Below are 22,040 nucleotides of genomic sequence, written 5' to 3' on the forward strand. Positions count from 1 at the left end.
ATTTCTTTGGACCGACCTGCGCCCTTGGCTGTGCTAGCTTGCGCCAATCGGTCCGGTGGCCGCCAGACCGCTCCCTAACGCTTGCTTTCATGGACCCGACATGCCGCTCGACGCCATCCGCCAGCAGATCCGCGCCAATTATTTGCCCGATGAAGACGAAGCGGTGAAGCGCCTGTCGGGGGCGGCCGGGCTTTCGGCGCAAGACCGCAAGGCGATCTCTGCCCGCGCCGCCGACCTGGTGCGCGCGGTGCGCGGCTCCTCCGATCCGCGGCTGATGGAGGTTTTTCTCTCGGCTTACGGCCTGTCAACGAAAGAAGGCGTGGCGCTGATGTGTCTCGCCGAGGCGCTGCTGCGCGTGCCCGACGCCGAGACGATGGACGACCTCATCGCCGACAAGATCGCGCCGCACGACTGGTCGGCGCATTCGGGCGGTTCGAGCTCGATCTTCGTCAACGCCTCGACCTGGGCGCTGATGCTGACCGGCCGCGTGCTCGACGAAGGCGAGGGCGGCATCGAAGGCACGTTGCGCGCCATGGTGCGCAGGCTTGGCGAACCGGTCATTCGAAAAGCAGTCGCGGCTGCCATGCGCGAAATGGGCGAGCAGTTCGTGCTAGGCCGCACCATCGCCGAAGCGGTCAAGCGCGGCAGGCCGATGACGCAAAAAGGCTATCTCTACTCCTTCGACATGCTGGGCGAGGCGGCCCGCACCGAAGCGGATGCGCTGCGCTATCACAAAGCCTATGCGGACGCGATTTCATCGCTCGATTCCGGGTCGAACGGTCCCGATATCCGCCAGAACCCTGGCATCTCTGTCAAGCTTTCGGCCCTGCATCCGCGATACGAGGTGGCGCAGAAGGAAAAGATGCTGCCGGTCATGGCCGAGCGGCTCTTGTCGCTGGCGCTCGCAGCGCGGCATTCTCGCATGGGGCTCAATATCGATGCCGAGGAGGCCGACCGGCTCGACCTGTCGCTCGATGTCATCGAACGGGTGCTGGCCGAGCCGGAGCTCGCCGGCTGGAACGGGTTCGGCGTTGTGGTGCAGGCCTATGGCCCCCGCGCGGCCTTCGTCATCGACTGGCTCCATGCGCTCGCCAAGAAATACAACCGCAACATCATGGTGCGGCTGGTCAAGGGCGCCTATTGGGACACCGAGATCAAGCGGGCGCAGACGCTCGGCCTTGCCGGCTATCCGGTCTTCACCCGCAAGGCCAACACCGACGTGTCTTACCTGGCCTGCGCGCGAAAACTGCTGTCGATGACCGACCGCATCTATCCGCAGTTCGCCACCCATAATGCGCATACGGTGGCCGCCATCCTGTCGATGGCGACGGACCGCGATTCTTTCGAATTCCAGCGCCTGCATGGCATGGGTGAGGCGCTGCACGAGACGGTGCGCAAGGCTGAACGCACGCGCTGCCGCATCTATGCGCCGGTCGGCGCCCATTCCGACCTGCTCGCCTATCTGGTACGGCGGCTGCTGGAGAACGGTGCCAACTCATCCTTTGTCCACCAGCTGACCGACGAAGAGGTAGAGCCGGAGGAAATCGCCCGCGATCCGCTTGAGGCAGTGGAAAAACAAGGTCCGGCCGCCAACCCGGCGATTTTGCGCCCAGCCGCGATCTTCGGCACCGGCCGGCGCAATTCCAAGGGGTTCGACATCACCGATAGTGTGACGCTGGACGCCATCGAGAAGGCCAGGGCCGCATTTGCCGGTGCCGGCCGCTGGCGTGCCAAGCCGATCACGCGTGCCGCCGGTTACGGCAAGCAGCGCCAGATCATCAATCCGGCAAAGCCGGACGAAGTGGTCGGCACGGTGCAGGAGGCGGCGGCCAAGCAGGTGGCGACCGCGGTACGCATCGCCGTCGAGGCGCAGCCGGCCTGGGCCAGGCGCCCTGTCGCCGAGCGCGCCGCCATTCTCAATCGCGCCGCCGATCTTTATGAAGCCAATGCGGTCGAATTCTTCGCGCTTGCCACCCGCGAGGCCGGCAAATCGCTCGCCGACGGCGTCGCCGAAGTGCGCGAGGCCGTCGATTTCCTGCGCTATTACGCTGCCGAAGCTGCCAATGCCGAAGCAGGCACCGTGGCACGCGGCGCAATCGTGTGCATCTCGCCGTGGAATTTCCCGCTCGCCATCTTCACCGGCCAGATCGCTGCTGCGCTCGTCACCGGTAACTCGGTGATCGCCAAACCGGCCGAGCAGACGCCGCTGATCGCTTTTCGCGCTGTCGAGATGCTGCGCGAAGCCGGCATCCCGGAAGACGTCATCCAGCTGCTGCCGGGCGATGGCCCATCGGTGGGCGGTCCGCTCACGGCCGACCCGCGCATCGCCGGCGTCTGCTTCACCGGCTCGACCGAGGTCGCCAAGCTGATCGAGAAGCAACTGGCCGAGACCGCCGCGCCCGACGCCATGCTGATCGCCGAAACCGGCGGGCTGAACGCCATGATCGTCGATTCCACCGCGCTGCCCGAACAGGCGGTGCGCGATATTCTCGCCTCGGCCTTCCAGAGCGCCGGCCAGCGCTGCTCGGCGCTGCGCGTGCTCTATGTCCAGAAGGACGTCGAGAAGAAGATGCTTGAGATGCTGAAGGGCGCGATGGAGGCGCTCAATGTCGGCAACCCATGGCTGATCTCGACCGATGTCGGACCGGTCATCGACGACGAGGCGCAAGGCTCGATCAGCGACTATTGCAAGAAGAAGGCGCTTGAGGGCCGGCTGATCGCCAGGCTGGAAGTCCCGGCCACGGGCCGCTTCGTCGCGCCGCATGTCTTTCGCGTCAAAGGGATCGAAGAGATGGAGCGCGAGGTGTTCGGCCCCGTGCTGCATGTCGCGACCTTCGACGCCGACGATATCGACGCCGTCATCGCCGCCATCAACCGCAAGGATTACGGCCTGACCTTCGGCCTGCACACCCGCATCGAGGGCCGCGTCCAGCATTTCGTCGACGGCATCCATGCCGGCAACATCTATGTCAACCGCAATCAGATCGGCGCCGTCGTCGGTTCGCAGCCGTTCGGCGGCGAGGGGCTGTCGGGCACCGGGCCGAAGGCCGGCGGGCCGCATTATCTGCGCCGCTTCCGCAGGGGACCAGAGGCCGGCACGGAGGTCGGCGAAGGCCACAAGGTGACGGCAACCGAGCTTGCCGACAATCTGCCTGACCCGACGCTTGGCGGTTGGTCGACGCGGCCGGACCGTGTGGCGATCCTGAGGAAGCATCTGCGCGGCAAGGGTGCTGCGGCGATCGCCGCCGCCGCCGGCCTCGATTTCGGCCAGGTCGACCTGCCCGGGCCGACGGGGGAAGCCAACACGCTGTCGCTGTCGCCACGCGGCCGCGTGCTCGCCCTTGGGCCGGATGCCGACACGCTGCTTGCCCAGACAATCCAGGCGCTCGCTGCCGGCAATGCCGTTCTGGCGGTAGCGCCGGGCGCGCCGGCGGCGCTGTCGACGCTGACGGGCAAGGGCCTGCCGCTGGCGGCGATCGACGGCCGGCCCGACCCGATCGAGGCACGCTCGCTGCGCGTCGATGTCGTCGCCTTCTCCGGCACGCCGGAGGCAGCGCGCGTCGTGCGCAAGGTGATTGCCGAGCGTGCCGGACCGATCGTGCCGTTGGTCACAGAGGTGTTTTATCCCGCCGCCTACGCGCATGAACGAGCCGTATGCGTCGACACTACAGCCGCCGGCGGCAATGCCAGCCTGCTGGCGGCGGCATAGCAATGCACCTCAGCGGAGGCTTTAAAATGGACCGATCCGCGCCTTGAACACCCAACTCGATCTTCCCGTCTCGGGTGGAATGGGAGGGAACGGGGCTTGCTGGCGCACCAGTTTCAGAGCGAATTGATCGAGCTCGACAGATCCTGAACTTTCGGCGAGTTGCAGGTCGCCGATGCTGCCGTCGGCCATGACGACGAAAATGACCCTTGCATTGTTGCGAGCCTCGGCCTGGATCGATTTCGACACGCGACGGCTGGCGCGGGCAAGCTTCTTCTGGACTTCACCGCTGTAGTGAGATTCCATGGCATTGCCGGTGGCCGCCTGTTTCTTGCCCTTGCTGGCAACGCCCCCCGCATCGCGCGCATCGCCATTTGCCGTGCCTCGCGAATCAGTGGCTTGACTTGACCCGGCCGATCCGGCGGGCGCGCTCGGGGCCGGTGGCTGCGCGGGTTCGGCAGGCGTCGCTTCGGTGGCTTCCGGCCGGATCGCGGGCGCTGCCGGCCCACTGCTCGCGGCGGGATCATCCTGGCCTGGGGTCTTGGCCGCCAGAATATCCGGTGCGCGGGTCGATTCCTTGACGGCTTCCGGCATCGCCGGCCCGCTTGCCGGTTGCAGCGCCTCCCCTGGCGGCGCGGGCTGGACGGTCCGGGGTTTGGGCGGCTGCGGATCCGGCACCAAGGCAATATTCACCGCTGCGGGCCCCTGATCATCCAAGGCGCTGCCGAGGACGTTTGTGCCATTCTGATCGGCGCCTTCGGCCTGAATCGCCTCGATGGAATCGAACGCCCCGGCCGGTGCGATCAGGAATGCCGCGGCAACAGCGGCATGGAGCAAGCCGGAGACGATAATCGCCAGCATCCATTTGCGGTCTCCGGCCCAACCCGTCGTCTGCGCAAGCGGCTCGGCCGGCGGGATCGCCAGTTCGCTCTCGGTGTCGGGAAGGGGGTTGATGTCCTGCATGTCTCGCGACGAGACCTGCCGCAAGCGGCGCGAAAATGTCAAATCAAGATCGGTTGCCGCAAGCGGGGTGCCCAGCCGATGCCGGCCGGGGCCACGCAAAGGCGTCTCGTGCCGGCTCGAAGCTCCCGCCGTCAGCCTCCAAAGCGCAGGGTTGCCGCCAGCTTCAGCGTGATGCCCGGTTCATAGACGACCGCGGTGGTGCTGCCGTTCAGCGGGTTGGCGTATTTGACGTCGAACAGATTGTCGGCGCGGAAATCGACCTTGAGACTGTCGGTCGCCTGATAGCTGGCAAAGGCGTTGACCAGCGTATAGTCCTCGGCCACCGGATTGCCCTTGGGCTTGCCATTGTACTGCACCTCGCCGCCGACGGTCAGCTTGTCCTCGAGGAAGCGCAAGCCGAGCTGCGCCGTCACCTGCGAGGAGGGGATGGTGGCAAGGTCGGCCCGCTCGCCTTTGTAAGAGATCGTGTGACCATTGGTGATCGAGGCCGAGAGGCCCGCATAGCCCCAGCCGGCATCATAGACGCTTTCCAGCTCGAAGCCGTTGATCTTGGCCTTGGCGAAGTTCTGGTACTGGAAGCAGATCGGGATACCGGGGCCGAACGGGCAGCCGCTCGTCGGATCGAAGGGCGACAGCGTCACGCCGTCGATGTAATCGTCGACATTGTTGTTGAAGTACGCTGCTTTCAAACGAAACGCGTCGCCGGGCTCGAAAATGTCGTTCTGCCTGTAGTTCACGCCGAATTCGACCGTCTTGCCGGTTTCGGGCCTGAGATTGGGATTGGGCAGGAAGGGGAAGGTGACGCCGGCCGGGTGGTTGCCGCTGATCAGCGTTTCCGTCAGCGAGGGCGACCGGTAGCCTTCGGCATAAGTGCCGTAAAACTGCAGACCGGCAAGGCCGGCGCTTTCGAAGGGCGAGACGCCGATTGTGATGCGCGGCGACAGCCGGTTGCCGGATGTTTCGTGGGTGTCATCCTTCAGGCTGTAATTGTCGTAGCGCAGGCCGGTGATCACCTCGAGCCAGTCCCAGGTCAGCTTGTCCTGGATGTAGGCGCCGGAGACGTTGCGCCTGCCGCTAGGCGTGTAGAAGCTGTCGCCGCCGGCGCTGCCGCCGGTATCGACATCGTCGCCGACCCAGTCGCCGCCATAGGTCAGCTCATGCGCGACGCCTCCCGTCTCGAAGCGCGACGTGTTCCAGACATCGATGCCGCTTGTGCCGACATCGAAGGTCGACAGCGAGCCGACCGGCAGCACGACGGGAAGGCCCGTGGCCGGGTCGAAGCGGTTTTGCGGAACAAGAGTCGTCAAGTCGAGATTGGTCTTGTTGTAGGAGGCGTTGATGTGCAGGTCGAGCCAGCTCCTGGCGTCGTCGGTGATGTTGTAACGGGCGGTAAAAGTGTTCGACTTCAAATCGACGTCGTTCGCCGGCACGCCGCCGCTGGTCTCCGTCCAGCCGTCGCTGGAGCCGACCCAGCCGAGCTTCAGTTCGCTGTTCTCGCTCGGGCGGATGGTGGTCTTGAGCAGGCCGCTCAGCACATCGAAGCCGGTGCCGGCAACGGTGTCGCCGCTGCCGTTCTCGTAGTCGCCGTAGTTGCGGTAGACGATGTTGCCCAGCGCATCCCAATTCTCGTTCAAGCGGTAGGCGCCGGTGGCGATGGTGGTCCAGCCCTTGCCGTTGCTTTCATAGCGCCCGGTCACCGAAGCACCCCAGGTCTCCTCTGGCTTCAGAAAATCCTCGGCGTCCTTGGTGTCGAAGAAGACGACGCCGCCGATGGCGCCTGATCCATAAGTATTGGCGACCGGGCCGCGGATCACATCAACGGATTTGATGAGCTCGGGATCGACGTAGAAGGTCGATTGCGTGCCGTGGTCCGAGCGCTGGAAATCCTGCCTGGCGCCATCGACGATCACCGCGACGCGGCCGAAATCCTGCAGGCCGCGGATGTTGATGCTGGAGCTGACGCGCCTGGCGTCGGCCTGCACGGCGACGCCGGGCACGCCGAGCAGCATTTCGTTCGGCGTCGTCGCCATGCGGCGCTCGAGCTGCTCCCGGTCGACATGGCTGGCCGAGGCCAGCGACTGGATCGCCGTCTCGCCGGTGCGGCTGATTACGAGGATCTTGTCGAGCAGCGTTGCCTCGCCGGGCGCCTTCTCGTCAGTCTTTTTCGATTGGTCGGCCGGATGCTCGGCCGCCGGCTGCGCTGCCTGTTGGGCGTTTGCGGCGGGCGTACAGAGCGCGATGACCGCGGCTCCGGCCATCAACACTGCAATGCTGCGCGCCATCGATAGAAAGCCCGGGCTCGCATCCGCCAGCCCCGTCCAATTCACCAACCCCATGCCCCAACTCCAGATTTTCAGGCTCGATGCTGGCTGGCGTGGGGCTCGCTCGCATTTTTGATCACGTCCGGCGTCTTAAATGTTGACTCATTTAGTCCGGTAATGCACTGCTATTAAACATGACCATTCCAGTCAAGAAATGAATCGGCATTTTATGTGAGGCCCGGCCAGACGGCCGGCACAGGAAAGGGACCAACCCGATGAACACGCACAACCCCAACGATTTCCGCTATCGCGTCCGCCGTTCAGACGATACGGCCGAACGTTTCCAGCGGGTGCCGATGGCGGTGAGAACGCTGTCCAGCAACATGCTGTTCCAGGGCGAGCACGAGATCGGCATCGAGCATCATGGCGCGCTTTACCGCCTGAAGATCACCCGCCAGGGCAAGCTGATCCTCAACAAGTAAGCAAGATCAGCAGTCAGAAGACGAGCATCCAGAAGACAGGCAGGTGGACGGCATGGACCAGCGCGTAAAACCCTCGCCGGGTGAAATCCGGCGAGCTCGGGAGGACAATCCAAAAATGCGCGAGCGCGATCTTGCGGCGCAATTGGGCATTTCGGAAGCGGAACTGGTCGCGGCCTATTGCGGCCTGGGCGCAATGCGCATCGAGCCGCGTGTCAACGACCTTTTGACCGGCCTCGAAGCGGTCGGCGAGGTGATGGCGCTGACCCGCAATGAAAGCGCCGTGCACGAGAAGATCGGCGTCTACGACAAGATCGTCACCGGCAACCACAATGCCATGGTGCTCGGCGAAAACATCGACCTGCGCATCTTCCCGAAAGTGTGGGCGCACGGCTTTGCCGTCGAGAAGCGGGACGGTGGCGACATCCGCCGCAGCCTGCAGTTTTTCGACGCGGCCGGCGAGGCACTACACAAGGTGCATCTGCGGCCCGCATCGAACCTCTATGCCTATCAGAAACTGGTGGCGGGGCTGGAATCGTCGAACCAGGAGCCGACCGTCGCGATTGCCCCAAGCGCGCCAGAAAATGATGGCGAGATCCAAGGCGCGGCCGCAAGCATCGACGATCTGCGCGACCGCTGGAGCCGGCTGACCGACGTGCATCAGTTCTTCGGCATGCTGAAGACGCTGAAGCTCAGCCGCCGCGAGGCGGTGCGCATGGTCGGCCAGGATTTTGCCTGGCTGCTCGACAGGGATGCCGTCGGCGCCATGTTCCACCACGCGGTCAAAAGCGAGATGCCGATCATGTGCTTCGTGGGCAACCGCGGCTGCATCCAGATCCATTCCGGCCCGATCAAATCGATCAAGTCGATGGGGCCGTGGATCAACGTGGTCGATGAGACCTTCCACCTGCACCTCAGGACCGACCACATCCAGGAAGTCTGGGCGGTGCGCAAGCCGACCAGGGGCGGCCATGTCACGTCGCTCGAAGCCTATGACGCCAACGGCAGCATGATCATCCAGTTCTTCGGCAAGCGCCACGAAGGCGAGGGCGAGCGCGAGGATTGGCGCTTCCTTGCTGAAAACCTGCCCCGCATTCCCAGCCCGACCGCTGCATAAGGCAAGACCCAATGCGTGTTGTTTTCAGTTTCCGCTCGGCGCTTGCGCCGATGCTCGGCGCTTTGCTTGCCATCGCCGCTCCACCCGTCGAGGCCAACGAAGGTACGACAGCCTTCTCCGACACCTCGCGGATAGCGTCCATCGGCGGGTCGATCACCGAGATCGTCTACGCGCTCGGCGAAGAAGGCCATCTCGTCGCCCGCGATTCAACCAGCCACTACCCGGAGGCGGCGCTGAAACTTCCCGATGTCGGCTATATGCGTGCGCTGTCGCCGGAAGGCGTGCTGTCGGTCAATCCGAGCGGCATCCTGGCCCTGCACGGCAGCGGCCCGCGGAAGGCGGTCGATGTGCTGAAGAAAAGCAGCATCCCCTTCATCGAAGTGCCTGAGCACTATAGTCATGGCGGCATCCTCGAAAAGATCCGTATCGTCGGCATGGCGCTCGGCGTCGAGGCGAAGGCCGAGAAGCTTGCTGCCGCGACGGACGCCAAGCTGAAGGCGGCCGAAAAACAGACCGCCTCGATCAAGGAGCGCAAGCGCGTCCTGTTCGTGCTGTCGATCCAGGGTGGCAAGATCCTTGCCGCCGGCTGCGACACCGCCGGCGACGGCATCGTCAAGCTGGCCGGCGCGGTCAACGCGGTCAAGGGCTTCTGCGGCTACAAGCAGATGTCGGACGAGGCGATCGTTACCGCAAGGCCGGATGTGATTTTGACGATGAAGAACGCCGGGCCGCCGGTCTCCGAGGATGAGCTGTTCGCCAACCCTTCTATCGCCTCGACGCCCGCGGGCGCGGCGCGCAAGGTGATCAGCATGGATGGCGGTTATCTGCTCGGCTTCGGACCGCGCACGGCTGACGCCATCCACGACCTTGCCGTCTCGCTATACGGCAACCAGGTCACGGACTGACCGGCGATGGCCGAACAGTCGATCACAGGCGCGGCGGGTAGGGCGACGGCAGCCGATGGCGACCGCTCGACACGGGCAAGGCTTGTCATCCTGCTTCTGTGCCTGGCGCTTGCGCTTTCCATGTTCGTCTCGCTGACGTCGGGCGCCTCCGATGCGTCGCGACTGGTTTACCGGCGCCGTGCCGGATGACGCGGTGCTGGCCGCGCGCGACCGGCTGATCGTCTATGACATCCGCATGCCGCGGGTTTTGCTCGGCGTGCTGATCGGCGCGGCACTCGCCGTCTCTGGCGCGGTGTTGCAGGGCCTGTTCCGCAACCCGCTTGCCGATCCAGGCCTGATCGGCGTCTCCGCCGGATCGAGCCTCGGCGCGGTGGCCATCATCGTGCTCGGCACGACCTGGCTTGCGCCGCTCACCATTGCGCTTGGTACGCTCGCCTTGCCGTTGGCGGCGTTCTTCGGCGGCCTGGCGGTGACGTTGCTGCTCTATGCCATCGCCACACGCCAGGGCCGGACGTCGGTTGCCACGATGCTGCTTGCCGGTCTCGCGATCGCCGCCCTTGCCATGGCGCTCACCGGCGTGCTGATCTTCGTGGCCGACGACCGGCAGTTGCGCGACCTGACCTTTTGGCAGCTCGGCTCGCTTGCCGGCGCGACATGGCCGAAAATCGGCACAGTCGGGGCGGTGATCGTGATGGCGCTGGCAACGATGCCGTTCCTGGCGCGCGGCCTCAATGCGCTGGCGCTCGGCGAGGCAACCGCCGGCCATCTCGGCATTGCGGTGCAGCGGCTGAAATACACGGCCATCGTCGCGGTGTCGGCGGCGGTCGGCGCATCGGTCGCCGCCAGCGGCGGTATCGGCTTCATCGGCATCATCGTCCCGCATCTGCTTCGCCTGGCGATCGGTCCGGACAACCGCTATCTGCTGCCGGCATCGGCCTTGCTCGGCGCCTCGCTGCTGTTGCTCGCCGATGCGGTCGCCCGCACCATCGTCGCCCCGGCTGAACTGCCGATCGGCATCGTCACGGCGGTCGCCGGCGCGCCCTTCTTCCTCTGGATCCTGCTGCGCAAGCGCGGCATCGTCGATTTGTGAGGTGCCGATGATCGAAGCACGCGACGTTTCCGTGCCGCTCGGCGGCAAGCGCATCGTCGCCCATGTCGATTTGACCGCGCGGCCAGGCGAAGTGTCGGCCATTGTCGGGCCCAACGGGTCCGGCAAGACGACCTTGCTCAAGGCGCTGTCGGGCGAGCTTTCCTATACTGGCGCCGTCACTCTCAACGGATGCGACCTATCGACGATGAAGCCGCTGGAAGCCGCCACGCTTCGCGCGGTGCTGCCGCAGTCGATATCGCTGTCTTTCCCGTTCACGGTGCGCGAGATCGTTCGTCTTGGCCTGCTCGGCGGCCGCTCCGGCGTGCTGCCCGGCGAGGACGCGCGCTTGCCCGAACGGGCGCTGGCGCGGGTCGATCTCGACGGCTTTGCCGGCCGTTTCTACCAGGAGCTTTCGGGCGGCGAGCAGCAGCGCGTGCAGCTTGCCCGCGTGCTTTGCCAGGTCTGGGCGCCGGTGCTCGAAGGGCGGCCGCGCTACCTTTTCCTCGACGAGCCGGTCTCCGGCCTCGATATCAAGCACCAGCTGATCATCATGAACATCGCCCGCGACTTCGCCCGCCGCGGCGGCGGCGTGGTGGCCATCCTGCACGACCTCAACCTGACCGCCATGTACGCCGATCGCATTTTCGTGCTGCACGGCGGCCAACTGGCGGCCGCGGGCTCGCCGACGGACGTGCTCAATGACGAGCTGATCGAAAAGGTGTTCGACTGCAGGCTGAAGGTCGGTGCCCTGCCGGCCGCGAACATGCCGTTCATATTGCCGCAATCAGCAGCCTAATCAGGCCGCAGGGGCGCGCTGCTCCAGCATGTCGATGCCGAGCAGGTGACGCACGTTCGGGCGCGCGGCGACGAGATCGGCGATCGTGTAACGCGAGAGCACGGCGAAGAAGGCGTTGAGCGCTTCGCGCAGCGCCGAATTCAGCGCGCAGCTGTCGACCAGCGGGCATTCGGCGGCGTCGTTCTCGAAGCATTCGGCCATGGCGAAACTCTCTTCGGTGACGCGCACGACATCGAACAGATTGATCTGCTCGGCCGGGCGGCCGAGCCTCACGCCGCCGTTGCGGCCGCGCACGGTCTCGACAAGGCCGGCCTCGACCAGCGGCTGCAGGATCTTGAACAGGAACAGTTCCGACACCGAATAGGCGGCGGCGATCTCCGGAATGCGGCTCAGCCGGTCGGTATTGGCGGCGCAATACATCAGGATGCGCATCGCATAGTTGGTCTGGCGCGTAAGCCGCATGGTACCCTCGCGAAACATTAGCGTGGCACGAATATGGCCTATAGTTTGGAACAATTCCAGACTAGGGCGTCGAGATGGCTGAATATTCTCGTCAACTTTCTGTGCCTGACCGCGCGAACCGCGATCGGTGGGCCGGACGGGCATTTCGCCGGCGCAGGCACTAGATAAGCCTGGGTGCAAAAAGGAGCGGCCTGCCATGTCACAATCAGTTCAGGCCTTCGCGCCGGTCCGATTCGACGCCGATGCACAGGCCAAGCTGTCGGCGCTGAGACGCATCAAATTCATTGCCGCGGCGACGCTCGGCCTGTGCGTCGTGGTGTTTGCCCTGGCGAAATCCTTCGAGGGCGCCTATCCTTGGCTCGGTTTCGTTGCCGCCTTCGCCGAAGCGGCAACCATCGGCGGCCTGGCCGACTGGTATGCGGTGGTGGCGCTGTTTCGGCGACCGCTCGGCCTGCCGATCCCGCACACCGCAATCATCCCGGAAAACCAGCACCGTATCGCCGACAATCTCGGCCGCTTCATCGAGGCCAATTTCCTGGCGCCGGAGCCGGTGCGGGAAAAGCTGACCGAGGTCGACTTTGCAGCGCTGGTCGCCGACTGGCTGGCCGACGCTGAACGTGCCGCCGACCTGTCGCGATTCGTCGCCCGGTTGGTGCCCCAGACGCTTGCCGCGGTGGAGCAGTCCGGACTGCGCGACTTCGTCACCAGCCGCATGCTGGAACAGATCGAAAAGGTGCCGCTGGCGCCGCTTGCCGCCGAGCTTTTGTCGGCGCTGACCGAAGATCGGCGCCACCAAAAACTGTTCGATGAATTCATCAGGGTGGTCGGCCGGTTTCTGAATGACGAGCAGGCCTTGGCGACGATGCGCGAGAAGATCCGCGAGGAACTGCCATCGCTGTTCAACCTGTTTCGCGCCGACGCCTATCTGTTGAAGAAGATCGTCGCATCGGCGGGCTCGCTGCTCGACGAGGTGAGAGCCGATCCCAATCACCCGATGCGCGCCGAATTCGACCGCTTCGCGCTTGGCTTTATCGACCGGCTCAGGACCTCGAAGCAATATGCAAGGCGCGCCGAGAAGCTGAAGCGCGACTTTCTCACCAGGCCGGAAGTCAAGGCGCTGGCCGGCGACATTTGGGAAAGCCTGCGCCTGTTCATCGAGCAGGATGTCAACGCGCCGAATTCAATGATCCGCGACCATCTCGCCAACATGTTCGTCGAGGTCGGCCGGCATCTCGCCGACGACACGCAGATCAGGGCGGACATGAACCAGGGCTTCGTCGTGGCGCTCGCCTCATTCGTCGAAAGCCAGAAGAGCGGCGTGTCGAAATTCATCGCCGACCAGGTCAAGCGCTGGGATCTTGCCCAACTGACGCGGCTGATCGAGATGAACATCGGCAAGGACCTGCAATATATACGCTTCAACGGCATGATCATCGGCGGCCTCGCCGGCCTGGTGCTGTACACGGCCGAACGGCTGTTTCTCGTCAATTGACGCGCGCCGGAGGTGCACTATTGTCCCTGATGGGCGCTGCATCCGCGGCGGATCGGGAGGTGAACGACATGGCAAGGCAAACGGACTCCGATACGTTTCTGGAAATGTTCAGCAGGTTCGGCCGCGATCTCAAAGTGCCGAACGTGGACATGCAGGCGATCCTCGACCACCACCGCAAGAACCTCGAGGCGCTGGAAAAGTCGGTCAGGGCAAGTGCCGCCGGAGCCACCTCGGTCCTGTCGCGGCAGCATGAAATGCTGCAGGAGGCGCTGCGCGAGGCTACCCAGATGGCGCAGAACTACCAGGCCCCCGGCAATCCGCAGGACCTGATGACCAAGCAGGCGGAGTTCGCCAGAAAATCGTTCGAGACGACGCTGAAGAACGCCAGCGAAGTGGCTGACATGGTGAGAAGGTCCAACACCGAATCGATCGAAATCCTGCGCGACCGGATCAGGGACGCGATGGCGGAAATCCGTGCCGGCTACGAGAAAAAGTGAGAGGCCGGACCATCCCGGCTTCCCGTAACTTCGGATTGGATTGAAGTAGCGTTGCAACCGACGCTTGCGGCCGGCTGTTTCCGGTCTGCTTAGGTTTTTGATTTCAAGCATGTCTTCGCCCCGAAACCGCTACACACTTTCGGGAGACATGCTTTAATCCGTCAACCCTGCGGGCGAAATCGCAGGCCTGCGAATTGACAGCGACCGCCGGTTCGTGGTCGGGAGACTTGCTGGAGCCACCAGGAAAGCGGGAATGACGGAAAATCGGCCGAGAACGCCGCCGACCTTCGAGCAGTTGCGGACGATGGCCGGACAGGAGATCGGCGTCTCCGACTGGACGACGGTCGACCAGCGGCGCATCGACCAGTTCGCCGAATGCACCGGCGACCACCAGTGGATTCATGTCGACCCCCAGCGTGCGAAACGGCAGAGCCCGTTCCGCACCACGATCGCGCATGGCTATCTGACGCTGTCGATCATCGGCGCGCTGGCACTGGAAATGGGCATCGTGCCGGAGAACACGCAGGCCGCCTTCAACTACGGCTTCGACAAGGTGCGCTTCCTGGCGCCGGTGCGGGCCGGCGCCCGCATCAGGCTGCGCACGACGCTGCTTTCGATGGAGGATCGCGGGCCCGGCCAGTATCTGATGAAGGCGGCAAACACCGTCGACATCGAAGGCGAGCCAAAACCGGCGCTTACCGCCGAAACGCTGGTCATGCTCTACGAGCGCCGCAAGCGGGCAGGGGCCTGAGAGACTGTTTGGAAATTCTCCGGCGGCCATCTGATGGCGTTGGGCCTCATGCCCTCACCGCGCAATACTTATTGCCCAGTTGTAGCAATATTGCTTGACAATATTGCTGCTATCAGTGATATCTGGCCATGAAAACGATCGTTCTCGCCCCTGCCGCCGCCAAGGCCCTCGACAAGATGAGCGAGTCCGCCCGCGTGCAGATCACCGAGGCACTGCATGCCTATGCAATGCATGGCACGGGCGACGCGAAGGCGATGGTCGGCACGCCGACGGTACGGCTGCGCAGCGGCGATTACCGGGTCATCTTCGACGAGGCGGCGACGACGATCACGGTTCTGGCGCTAGGCAACCGCCGGGAAATCTATCGATAGGAGACAGCAATGGGTATTCAGATCATCACTACCGACAGCGGCGACGAACTTGTCGTCATGTCGCGCCGCGAATACGATGCCCTGCTGGCCCAACTGGGCGACGAGGACGCGGAAGACCGCATGACGCTGCTCATCGCGGCCGAGGCGCGCGGCGAACAGGCTCTACCTGAGCAGGTTTCGGCGGCCATGCTGGCCGGCGACAGCGTGCTGAAGGCGGTGCGCAAATGGCGGGGCCTCACCCAGGCGGCGCTTGCCCAGGCAGCCGGCCTCAACCAGGGCTATCTCAGCGAGCTCGAGGCGCGCGCCAAGACGGGCAAGGCCGAAACTATGCAGCGCCTGGCCAGGGCCATGGATGTTCCTGCGGGCTGGCTTGCCTGAAACGCTGCGCAAGGCGGCGGGACTGTAGAGACCAACCATGATGACGAGGAGGGGATCGCGCATCACTCCGCCCTCCAGATCGTCGAGCCCGAGCATGTCGAACATGGTCGTGATGGCGCGCTTGCTTCCGGCCTTCGCCGGCCAAAGCCTTCCTGAGCGTCTACGCCTCGGATCGGCTACGGCCGGCATAGGCCGGTGCTCACGGACTCAAAGCCGGCTCCGCTCCCGCCTTCGCCTGCTGACGCCATTGCAGGCGCCCGCGCTCCATGAAGGGCTACGGCCGGCGTAGGCAGGTTCTCGAAACCGCCACCATATGCCTCGCCGGAGCGAATTTCGAAACAGTCTCTTGGCGCTCCGTTTTCCGGCAGGGCATACGTCAATTTGCCATCGCTTTATCGAGCGCCTTGAAAATCTGTTCGTCCTCGCATTGGGCGACGTTGAAGCGCATGAAGCGGCTGGCGGTGAGCGACAGGCTGAAGGCGTTGCCGGGCGCCAGCACGACGTTGTCCGTCAGCGCGCGGCGGGCGACATCGGCGGCGTCGATGCCGTCGGGCAGGCGACACCACAGGAACATGCCGGCAGGCTGGTCGATCCAGGGCTCGATACCCATCGCCTTCAGCCGGCCCGCGGTCTCGGCCATGGCGCGCGACAGCCGGGCGCGCAGCTGCTCGACATGCTTGCGATAGCTGCCATCTTTCAGCAGCGTCAGCACAAGCTCGGATGAGAGGCGTCCGCCGCCGAAACTCGTGGCGATCTTGAGGTCGGTCAGCCCCTCCATCCAGTCGCGAGGTGCCGCGATGAAGCCGCAGCGTATGGAAGCGGACAACGTCTTGGAAAAGGAGCCGATGTGTACGACATGCCGCAGCCCGTCGAAGGCAGCAAGCCGCGGGGCAGGGGCGTGTTCGAAATCGGCGAAGATGTCGTCCTCGACAATGGTGAGTTCCGCCTGGTCGGCGAGTTTGAGCAACCGGTGCGCGGTGACGGGAGACAGGATCGCGCCGGTCGGGTTGTGGATGCCGGAATTGGTGATGTAGAGGCGCGGCCGATGTTCGGCGAGCGCCTGCGCGAACAGCTCGATGTCGGGTCCGGAAGGCGTGTAGGGCACGGAGACGACCTTGGCCCGATGGGCGCGCAGCAGCGCGTGGAAGTTGAAATAGCAGGGATCGTCGACCAGTACCGTATCGCCCGGTTCAAGCAGGAAGCGGCACAGAAGGTCGATGGCTTGGGTGCCCGATTCGGTGAGCATGATCTGGTCGGGCGAAGCCTCGACGCCGTGCACCGACACGCGGCGGGCGAGAAGCTGCCGCAGCGCCGGCAGGCCGAGCGGCGTACCGTAATCGGCAAGCACCGCATCGTCGGCTCGCGCCGCGCCCCGCAATGCCTGGCGCAGCGCGGCCTGCGGTAGCCAGGAGGCCGGCAGCCAGCCGCAGCCAGGCTTCAGCATTTCCTCGCCCGCCTCCAGAGACTGCCTGGACACCCAGAGCGGATCGACGGCGCGGTCGAGCCGCGGGCCGATCTCGGCCAGTGACAGCGGCGCGAGCTGGCCGGCGGCGTAGAAGCCGGAACCAGGCCGTGAGCGGATCGTGCCCTCCGCGACCAGACGCTCATAGGCTTCGACAACAGTTGATTTCGAAACCTGCAAGGATTTGGCCAGCGCTCGGATCGAGGGCAGGCGGGCCCCGGGCGTCAGCGTGCGCGCCGCGATCCGGTGACGGATCGTCGCCATCACACCCTCGACGAGGGTGCGCGCACCATCGATTTGCAAGGCAAGTTCCGCCATCTGTACTGTCCGCAATGCCATTACAGTTTTGTTGAATTGTACCCCACTGTCTCTGGCGAGGCCATAGCCGCCGGGTTGATAGAGGGCGGAAACAACGGAGCCTGGAATGGACAAGACGGCGAGCGGCTGGCTGAACGGATTCATCGGCGTGCTGATCTTCAGCGGCTCGCTACCGGCAACGCATGTGGCGGTGATGGATTTCGATCCGACGTTTCTCACGTCGGCCCGCGCGGCGATTGCCGGGCTGCTTGGCCTGGCGATGCTGCTTGTGTTCCGGCAGCAGCGTCCGCAGCGCGAAGACATGGTCTCGCTGGTGGTCGTAGCACTCGGCGTGGTCGTCGGCTTTCCCTTGCTGACGGCGCTGGCGTTGGAGCACATCACCACTGCCCATTCCATTATCTTCGTCGGGCTGCTGCCGCTGGCGACCGCGATCTTCGGGGTGCTGCGCGGCGGCGACCGGCCGCGTCCGGCGTTCTGGCTGTTCTCATGCTTCGGCAGCGCGCTGGTCGCGGGCTTTGCCCTGTCGCAAGGCGTGACAGCGTCGCCGGTCGGCGACGGCCTGATGCTGGGCGCCATCATCATGTGCGGGCTGGGCTATGCGGAGGGTGCTGCGCTGTCGCGCAGGCTCGGCGGCTGGCAGGTGATCTGCTGGGCCTTGGTGTTGTCGCTGCCGGTCATGCTGGTGCTGACTTTTGCGACATTGCCAACGTCCTTTGCTGGCATCGGTTCCGGCGCATGGATCGGCCTCGCCTATGTCTCGCTGTTCAGCATGCTGATCGGCTTCGTGTTCTGGTATCGCGGCCTTGCGCAAGGCGGCATCGCGGCCGTCGGCCAACTGCAGTTGCTGCAGCCCTTCTTTGGCCTGGCGCTGGCGGCGACGCTGCTGCACGAGCAGGTCAGCCCGCTGATGATTGTCGTCACGCTCGGCGTGGTGGCGTGCGTGTTCGGAGCGAAGAAGTTTGCGAAGCAGGATGTGCCGCGGCAGGCGCGCGCGAGCTGACCGCGTTACTGAAACTTCGTCACCACACCGATGCCGATGCCCTCGAAACCGCCCATCGCCATCAGCGCGGCGGGCGCTTCCTCGAGGCTGATCTTCTTGCCGACCAGCAGCTCCGGCTTCAGCTTGCCGGCGCGGATCATCTCCATCAGTGCCGGATAGCGGTAGGCCTGGATGCCGTGGCTGCCTAGGATTTCGAGTTCGAAGGCGATGATCTTGCTCATCGGCACCGCGGCCTTGGCGTGCTCGCCCAGCATCAGGCCGACCTGAACGTGGCGGCCGCGGCGGCGCAGATTGGCGATCGAGTTGAACGAGGTGGTCGGGTGGCCGAGCGCGTCCATCGACATATGGGCGCCGCCATTGGTGATCTGCTTGACGGCCTTGACGACATTGGGCGTCGTGGAGGCATTGATGGTCGCCACCGCGCCGATCTTTTTGGCGAACTCCAGCTTCTCGTCGGTGAGGTCGATGGCGATCACATTGGCGCCCATGGCGCTGGCGATCATGATAGCCGACAGGCCGACGCCGCCGCAGCCGTGCACGGCGACCCATTCGCCCGGTGTCACGCGGCCCTGATCGACAATGGCGCGAAACGAGGTGACAAAGCGGCAGCCAAGGCTGGCGGCGGTGGCGAACTCCATCTCATCGGGCAGGCGCACCAGATTGGTGTCGGCGAAATCGATGGCGACATATTCGGCGAACGAACCCCAGGCGGTGAAGCCGGGCTGGAACTGGTGCTCGCAGACCTGGTGGTTGCCCGACGTGCATTCGAAGCAGCGGCCGCAGCCGCCGACGAACGGCACGGTGACGCGGTCGCCGGCCTTCCAGCGGGTCACCTGCTTGCCGACGGCCACGACGACGCCAGCAAGTTCGTGGCCGGGCACGTGCGGCAACCGGATGTCGTCGTCATGCCCCATCCAGCCATGCCAGTCGCTGCGGCACAGCCCGGTTGCCTCGACCTTGATGACGACGCCTTCGGCAGCCGGCTTCGGATCGGGAACGGTCTGGATCGTCGGCGTTTCGCCGAATTTCTCGAAGACGACAGCTTTCATGGAATTGCCTTCATATTTCTCAGTTCAGAATGCGTCAGCTTAGCGATGGCGGTTCGTCGAGGAGCGGCTGCCGTTCGCGAAACCATTCGTCGGCTTCGACATCCCACGGCCAAACACCAGAGGTCGTGGGATAGACAAGCTGCATGACTCGGAAATCCGGACCATCGTAGAACCAGATATCCCAACCGAAAAACTCGGGATAGTGGTCTGGATGAACAGCGCCGAACTGACAGTCGAAGCCACCTCCCAGGAACCCCGAAGCTCGCTCTCCGACATTGAACTGCTCACCACCGCGCACTCGTCGGCAATACTCGTTGATGATGGTCAGGGAAAGCTTTGGCTTTAGCCCTATTACAACCAATTCAGGGACTTTGAAATTGTGCTCTATCCCCACCGAGTAAGCGAATGGCGGATGCTCGTCGTCCTCCAGCACATAGAGGATATGGCAGCCATACTCTTCGATATCGGCGAGCGCCTTGGCCTCGTCCGGGTCCGTGACTTCTCTATTCAGCATCGATCTGTTTCTCAGGAGATGCCCTCTGGAACGCCGGCAGCGCCATGCAGGCTGCGTGGATGCGCGAGATCACCGGATAGGGCGTCATGTCGACGCCAAAGCGCGCGTTGTTGGTGACTTGGGCGGCAAGGCAGATGTCGGCCAAGCCCGGCGCATCGCCATGGCAGAATGCGCCCGTCGGCGGTGATGTGGCCAGAATCTTTTCAAGCGGCTGGAAACCTTCGTTCACCCAGTGCCGGAACCAGTTGACGACGTCCTGGTCGCCTGCGCCGAACACGGTGCGCAGCGACGTCAGCACACGCAGATTGTTCACCGGATGGATATCGCAGGCGATCATCTGCGCCAGCATCCTGACGCGCGCGCGTCCCAGCGCATCCTTCGGCAGCAGCGGCGGTTCGGGCGCGATCTCGTCGAGATATTCGACGATCGCCAGCGACTGCGTCAAAAGCGTGCCGTCGTCGAGCACCAGCGCCGGCACCAGCCCTTGCGGATTGACCGCGAGATAGGTGGCTTCCAGATGCTCGCCGTGACGCAGGTGATGCGGCACATAGGTATAGGTCAGCCCCTTCATCTCCAGCGCGATCCGCACCCGGTAGGAGGTGGAGGAGCGGTAGTAGTTGTGGAGGACGAGGTTGCTCATCGGACTGGGTCACGCTCTCGGCTGGCCGATGGCGATCTCGATGGTGCCGATGCCGTCGACGCCGCCGGTCATTGTCTGCCCCGGCCTGACCGCGCCGACGCCGGCCGGCGTGCCGGTGAAGATCAGGTCGCCCGGTTCGAGTTCCACTGCCTCGCTGCAGGTCGAGACGATGTCGGCGACCGGCCAGATCAGTTCGGCGAGATCGCCATCCTGTTTCACCTCGCCGTCGACGGCGAGCCAGATGCGGCCCTTTTCGGGATGGCCCGACTTCTGCGCCGCAACGAGCGGCCCGCAAGGCGCGGAGCGGTCGAAGGCCTTCGACCAGTCCCACGGCCTGGCCGCTTTCTTGGCCTGGTCCTGCAGGTCGCGGCGGGTGAGATCAATGCCGACGCCATAGCCCCAGACATGATCGAGCGCCCGGTCGCGTCGGATGCGAAAGCCCGCCTTGCCGATGGCGACGACCAGCTCGATCTCGTGATGCAGGTTGGTTGTCAGCGGCGGGTAGGGGATCTCGGCGCCGCTGTCGACCACGGCGTCGGCCGGCTTGGTGAAGAAGAAGGGCGGGTCGCGCTCGTCATTGCCGAGCTCGCGCGCATGCGCCGCATAGTTGCGGCCGACGCAGAAGATGCGGCGCACGGCAAACCGCTCCGCCGAGCCGGCAATGGCAACCGAGGCGATCGCCGGCGGCGGAAGGACGAAGTCTGTCATCGGTGTCTCTGCATCGGGGTATGGTTCCGTTAAGCACATTCGGCCCATTTCGGCGGCCGGGCAAGGCATGACGGCCGCGAAAGCATTGGCCCTGTCGCTGCGTCGAGTTGGCGATGTACTATTTGGCAATAATCTGGCCATGCTCGCGGGACTATCCTGTGCCCGACAAAACCGAACCGATGCCGCCGAACTGAAGCCATGACCGCCGTCAACGATCGCGCCCGCTTCCTGATCATCGACGACCACCCGCTGTTTCGCGAGGCGCTGCACAGCGCCGTGCAGATGGCCTATCCGGATGTCGACACGGTCGAGGCGCGCTCGATCGCCGAGGCGCTCGACCTTCTTTCCGAGGCCAAGCCGTTCGACCTAGCGCTGCTCGACTTGAGCATGCCCGACGTGCACGGTTTCGAAGGTCTATTGCAGCTCAGAACCCGCTATCCGCGCCTGCCGGTGGTGGTCGTGTCCGGCTATGAGGAGCCGAAGATCATTTCCGAGGCGCTGTCCTACGGCGCCGCCGGCTTCATCCCGAAATCGGCGCGCAAGACCGACCTGGCCAACGCCATACGCTCGGTGATGGACGGCGCCATCTACGTGCCGGAAACCTATGAGGGCCAGCCGCCGGACGCCGACAGTGCCGACCGCGCCGACATGGTGCAGCGCCTGGCCAAGCTGACGCCGCAGCAACTACGCGTGCTGCAGATGCTGCGCCAGGGGATGCTGAACAAGCAGATCGCCTATGAGCTGCAGGTGGGCGAGACCACCGTCAAGGCACATGTCTCGGAGATCCTGCGCAAACTCAACGTCTACAGCCGCACGCAGGCGGTGATCGAGGTGTCGAAGCTGGACAATGCGGAGTTGTTCAGGGATCAGGCGGGGTTTTGAGGGATAATTCTCGTCGCTGTTGGCTATGCGTGCGTCGGCAGATCCCGCCTTGGCGTTTGGCTGAAACGCCCATCACTATCGTCATCCACGGGCGGAGCAAGGAGCGCAGCGACGCGCGCAGACCCGAGGATCCATTCCGTGACATGGAAGCGCTGCGGCGGTCCAGAATTCTGCGCCGTTGCACATTTCGGTCGAGGTA

General features: G+C 64.5%; 20 protein-coding genes and 1 pseudogene. 13 read left to right on the forward strand and 8 right to left on the reverse strand.

Features of this window, described 5'->3' with window-relative positions:
- Nucleotides 1–100: 100 nt before the first annotated feature.
- Nucleotides 101–3,709 carry a bifunctional proline dehydrogenase/L-glutamate gamma-semialdehyde dehydrogenase PutA gene (gene putA, locus FJ974_RS14325; RefSeq protein WP_140537381.1) on the forward strand — a complete coding sequence of 1,203 codons (3,609 nt, stop codon included), beginning with the start codon at nucleotides 101–103 and terminating at the stop codon, nucleotides 3,707–3,709.
- Nucleotides 3,710–3,730: 21 nt separating this feature from the next.
- Here putA and FJ974_RS14330 read toward each other — a convergent pair whose 3' ends face one another.
- Complete coding sequence (locus tag FJ974_RS14330; protein ID WP_140537380.1) at nucleotides 3,731–4,669, reverse strand: energy transducer TonB; 939 nt, start codon at nucleotides 4,667–4,669, stop codon at nucleotides 3,731–3,733.
- Nucleotides 4,670–4,800: 131 nt separating this feature from the next.
- On the reverse strand, nucleotides 4,801–7,005 hold the full coding sequence (locus tag FJ974_RS14335) for a TonB-dependent hemoglobin/transferrin/lactoferrin family receptor (protein ID WP_181177251.1): 2,205 nt from the start codon (nucleotides 7,003–7,005) through the stop codon (nucleotides 4,801–4,803).
- Nucleotides 7,006–7,205: 200 nt separating this feature from the next.
- Between FJ974_RS14335 and hemP the strand changes: the two genes are divergently transcribed.
- From hemP to FJ974_RS14360, 5 genes and pseudogenes are all read left to right on the forward strand, one after another.
- Nucleotides 7,206–7,412, forward strand: a complete 207-nt coding sequence (hemP, locus tag FJ974_RS14340) for a hemin uptake protein HemP (protein WP_140537378.1) — start codon at nucleotides 7,206–7,208, stop codon at nucleotides 7,410–7,412.
- Between the two features lie 52 nt (nucleotides 7,413–7,464).
- Complete coding sequence (locus tag FJ974_RS14345; protein ID WP_140537377.1) at nucleotides 7,465–8,526, forward strand: hemin-degrading factor; 1,062 nt, start codon at nucleotides 7,465–7,467, stop codon at nucleotides 8,524–8,526.
- 11 nt (nucleotides 8,527–8,537) lie between these two features.
- Nucleotides 8,538–9,431 (forward strand): heme/hemin ABC transporter substrate-binding protein, encoded by an 894-nt coding sequence (locus FJ974_RS14350; RefSeq protein ID WP_140537375.1) that lies wholly within the window; start codon nucleotides 8,538–8,540, stop codon nucleotides 9,429–9,431.
- A gap of 6 nt (nucleotides 9,432–9,437) precedes the next feature.
- Nucleotides 9,438–10,521, forward strand: a pseudogene (locus FJ974_RS14355) (FecCD family ABC transporter permease).
- Nucleotides 10,522–10,528: 7 nt separating this feature from the next.
- Nucleotides 10,529–11,317: a heme ABC transporter ATP-binding protein gene (locus tag FJ974_RS14360; RefSeq protein WP_140537374.1), complete on the forward strand. Its 789-nt coding sequence runs from the start codon at nucleotides 10,529–10,531 to the stop codon at nucleotides 11,315–11,317.
- Here the strand turns inward: FJ974_RS14360 and rirA are convergent, their stop codons facing one another.
- Nucleotides 11,318–11,779 carry an iron-responsive transcriptional regulator RirA gene (gene rirA, locus FJ974_RS14365; RefSeq protein WP_140537372.1) on the reverse strand — a complete coding sequence of 154 codons (462 nt, stop codon included), beginning with the start codon at nucleotides 11,777–11,779 and terminating at the stop codon, nucleotides 11,318–11,320.
- Between the two features lie 196 nt (nucleotides 11,780–11,975).
- Between rirA and FJ974_RS14370 the strand changes: the two genes are divergently transcribed.
- From FJ974_RS14370 to FJ974_RS14390, 5 genes are all read left to right on the forward strand, one after another.
- Nucleotides 11,976–13,271, forward strand: coding sequence for a DUF445 domain-containing protein (locus FJ974_RS14370; protein ID WP_140537370.1), 1,296 nt, complete (start codon nucleotides 11,976–11,978; stop codon nucleotides 13,269–13,271).
- 68 nt (nucleotides 13,272–13,339) lie between these two features.
- A complete protein-coding gene (locus FJ974_RS14375; protein ID WP_140537369.1) occupies nucleotides 13,340–13,768 on the forward strand; it encodes a phasin family protein in 429 nt (142 codons plus the stop codon).
- A gap of 253 nt (nucleotides 13,769–14,021) precedes the next feature.
- Nucleotides 14,022–14,519, forward strand: coding sequence for a MaoC family dehydratase (locus FJ974_RS14380; RefSeq protein WP_140537367.1), 498 nt, complete (start codon nucleotides 14,022–14,024; stop codon nucleotides 14,517–14,519).
- A gap of 128 nt (nucleotides 14,520–14,647) precedes the next feature.
- Nucleotides 14,648–14,890, forward strand: coding sequence for a type II toxin-antitoxin system RelE family toxin (locus FJ974_RS14385; protein WP_140537366.1), 243 nt, complete (start codon nucleotides 14,648–14,650; stop codon nucleotides 14,888–14,890).
- 9 nt (nucleotides 14,891–14,899) lie between these two features.
- A complete protein-coding gene (locus FJ974_RS14390; protein WP_140537364.1) occupies nucleotides 14,900–15,268 on the forward strand; it encodes a helix-turn-helix domain-containing protein in 369 nt (122 codons plus the stop codon).
- Between the two features lie 376 nt (nucleotides 15,269–15,644).
- On the opposite strand, the gene FJ974_RS14395 is transcribed toward FJ974_RS14390, so the two are convergent.
- Nucleotides 15,645–17,048: a PLP-dependent aminotransferase family protein gene (locus tag FJ974_RS14395; RefSeq protein WP_140537362.1), complete on the reverse strand. Its 1,404-nt coding sequence runs from the start codon at nucleotides 17,046–17,048 to the stop codon at nucleotides 15,645–15,647.
- A gap of 106 nt (nucleotides 17,049–17,154) precedes the next feature.
- On the opposite strand from FJ974_RS14395, the gene FJ974_RS14400 reads away from it, so the two are divergent.
- Entirely contained in the window at nucleotides 17,155–18,048 is an 894-nt protein-coding gene (locus FJ974_RS14400) for a DMT family transporter (protein WP_140537361.1), read from the forward strand.
- Nucleotides 18,049–18,053: 5 nt separating this feature from the next.
- On the opposite strand, the gene FJ974_RS14405 is transcribed toward FJ974_RS14400, so the two are convergent.
- Genes FJ974_RS14405 through FJ974_RS14420 form a run of 4 tightly spaced genes read right to left on the reverse strand, consistent with a single transcriptional unit; the run spans nucleotide 18,054 to nucleotide 20,959 of the window.
- Nucleotides 18,054–19,097, reverse strand: a complete 1,044-nt coding sequence (locus tag FJ974_RS14405) for a zinc-dependent alcohol dehydrogenase family protein (RefSeq protein ID WP_140537359.1) — start codon at nucleotides 19,095–19,097, stop codon at nucleotides 18,054–18,056.
- Between the two features lie 34 nt (nucleotides 19,098–19,131).
- Entirely contained in the window at nucleotides 19,132–19,611 is a 480-nt protein-coding gene (locus tag FJ974_RS14410) for a DUF4262 domain-containing protein (protein WP_140537357.1), read from the reverse strand.
- Nucleotides 19,601–20,251, reverse strand: a complete 651-nt coding sequence (gene maiA, locus FJ974_RS14415; RefSeq protein ID WP_140537355.1) for a maleylacetoacetate isomerase — start codon at nucleotides 20,249–20,251, stop codon at nucleotides 19,601–19,603. The genes FJ974_RS14410 and maiA overlap by 11 nt, the downstream gene beginning before the upstream one ends.
- Before the next feature lie 9 nt (nucleotides 20,252–20,260).
- Nucleotides 20,261–20,959: a fumarylacetoacetate hydrolase family protein gene (locus FJ974_RS14420; protein WP_140537354.1), complete on the reverse strand. Its 699-nt coding sequence runs from the start codon at nucleotides 20,957–20,959 to the stop codon at nucleotides 20,261–20,263.
- Between the two features lie 198 nt (nucleotides 20,960–21,157).
- On the opposite strand from FJ974_RS14420, the gene FJ974_RS14425 reads away from it, so the two are divergent.
- On the forward strand, nucleotides 21,158–21,841 hold the full coding sequence (locus FJ974_RS14425; protein WP_140537352.1) for a response regulator: 684 nt from the start codon (nucleotides 21,158–21,160) through the stop codon (nucleotides 21,839–21,841).
- Nucleotides 21,842–22,040 lie beyond the last annotated feature (199 nt).

The sequence above is a fragment of the Mesorhizobium sp. B1-1-8 genome (assembly GCF_006442795.2).
Taxonomy (GTDB): domain Bacteria; phylum Pseudomonadota; class Alphaproteobacteria; order Rhizobiales; family Rhizobiaceae; genus Mesorhizobium.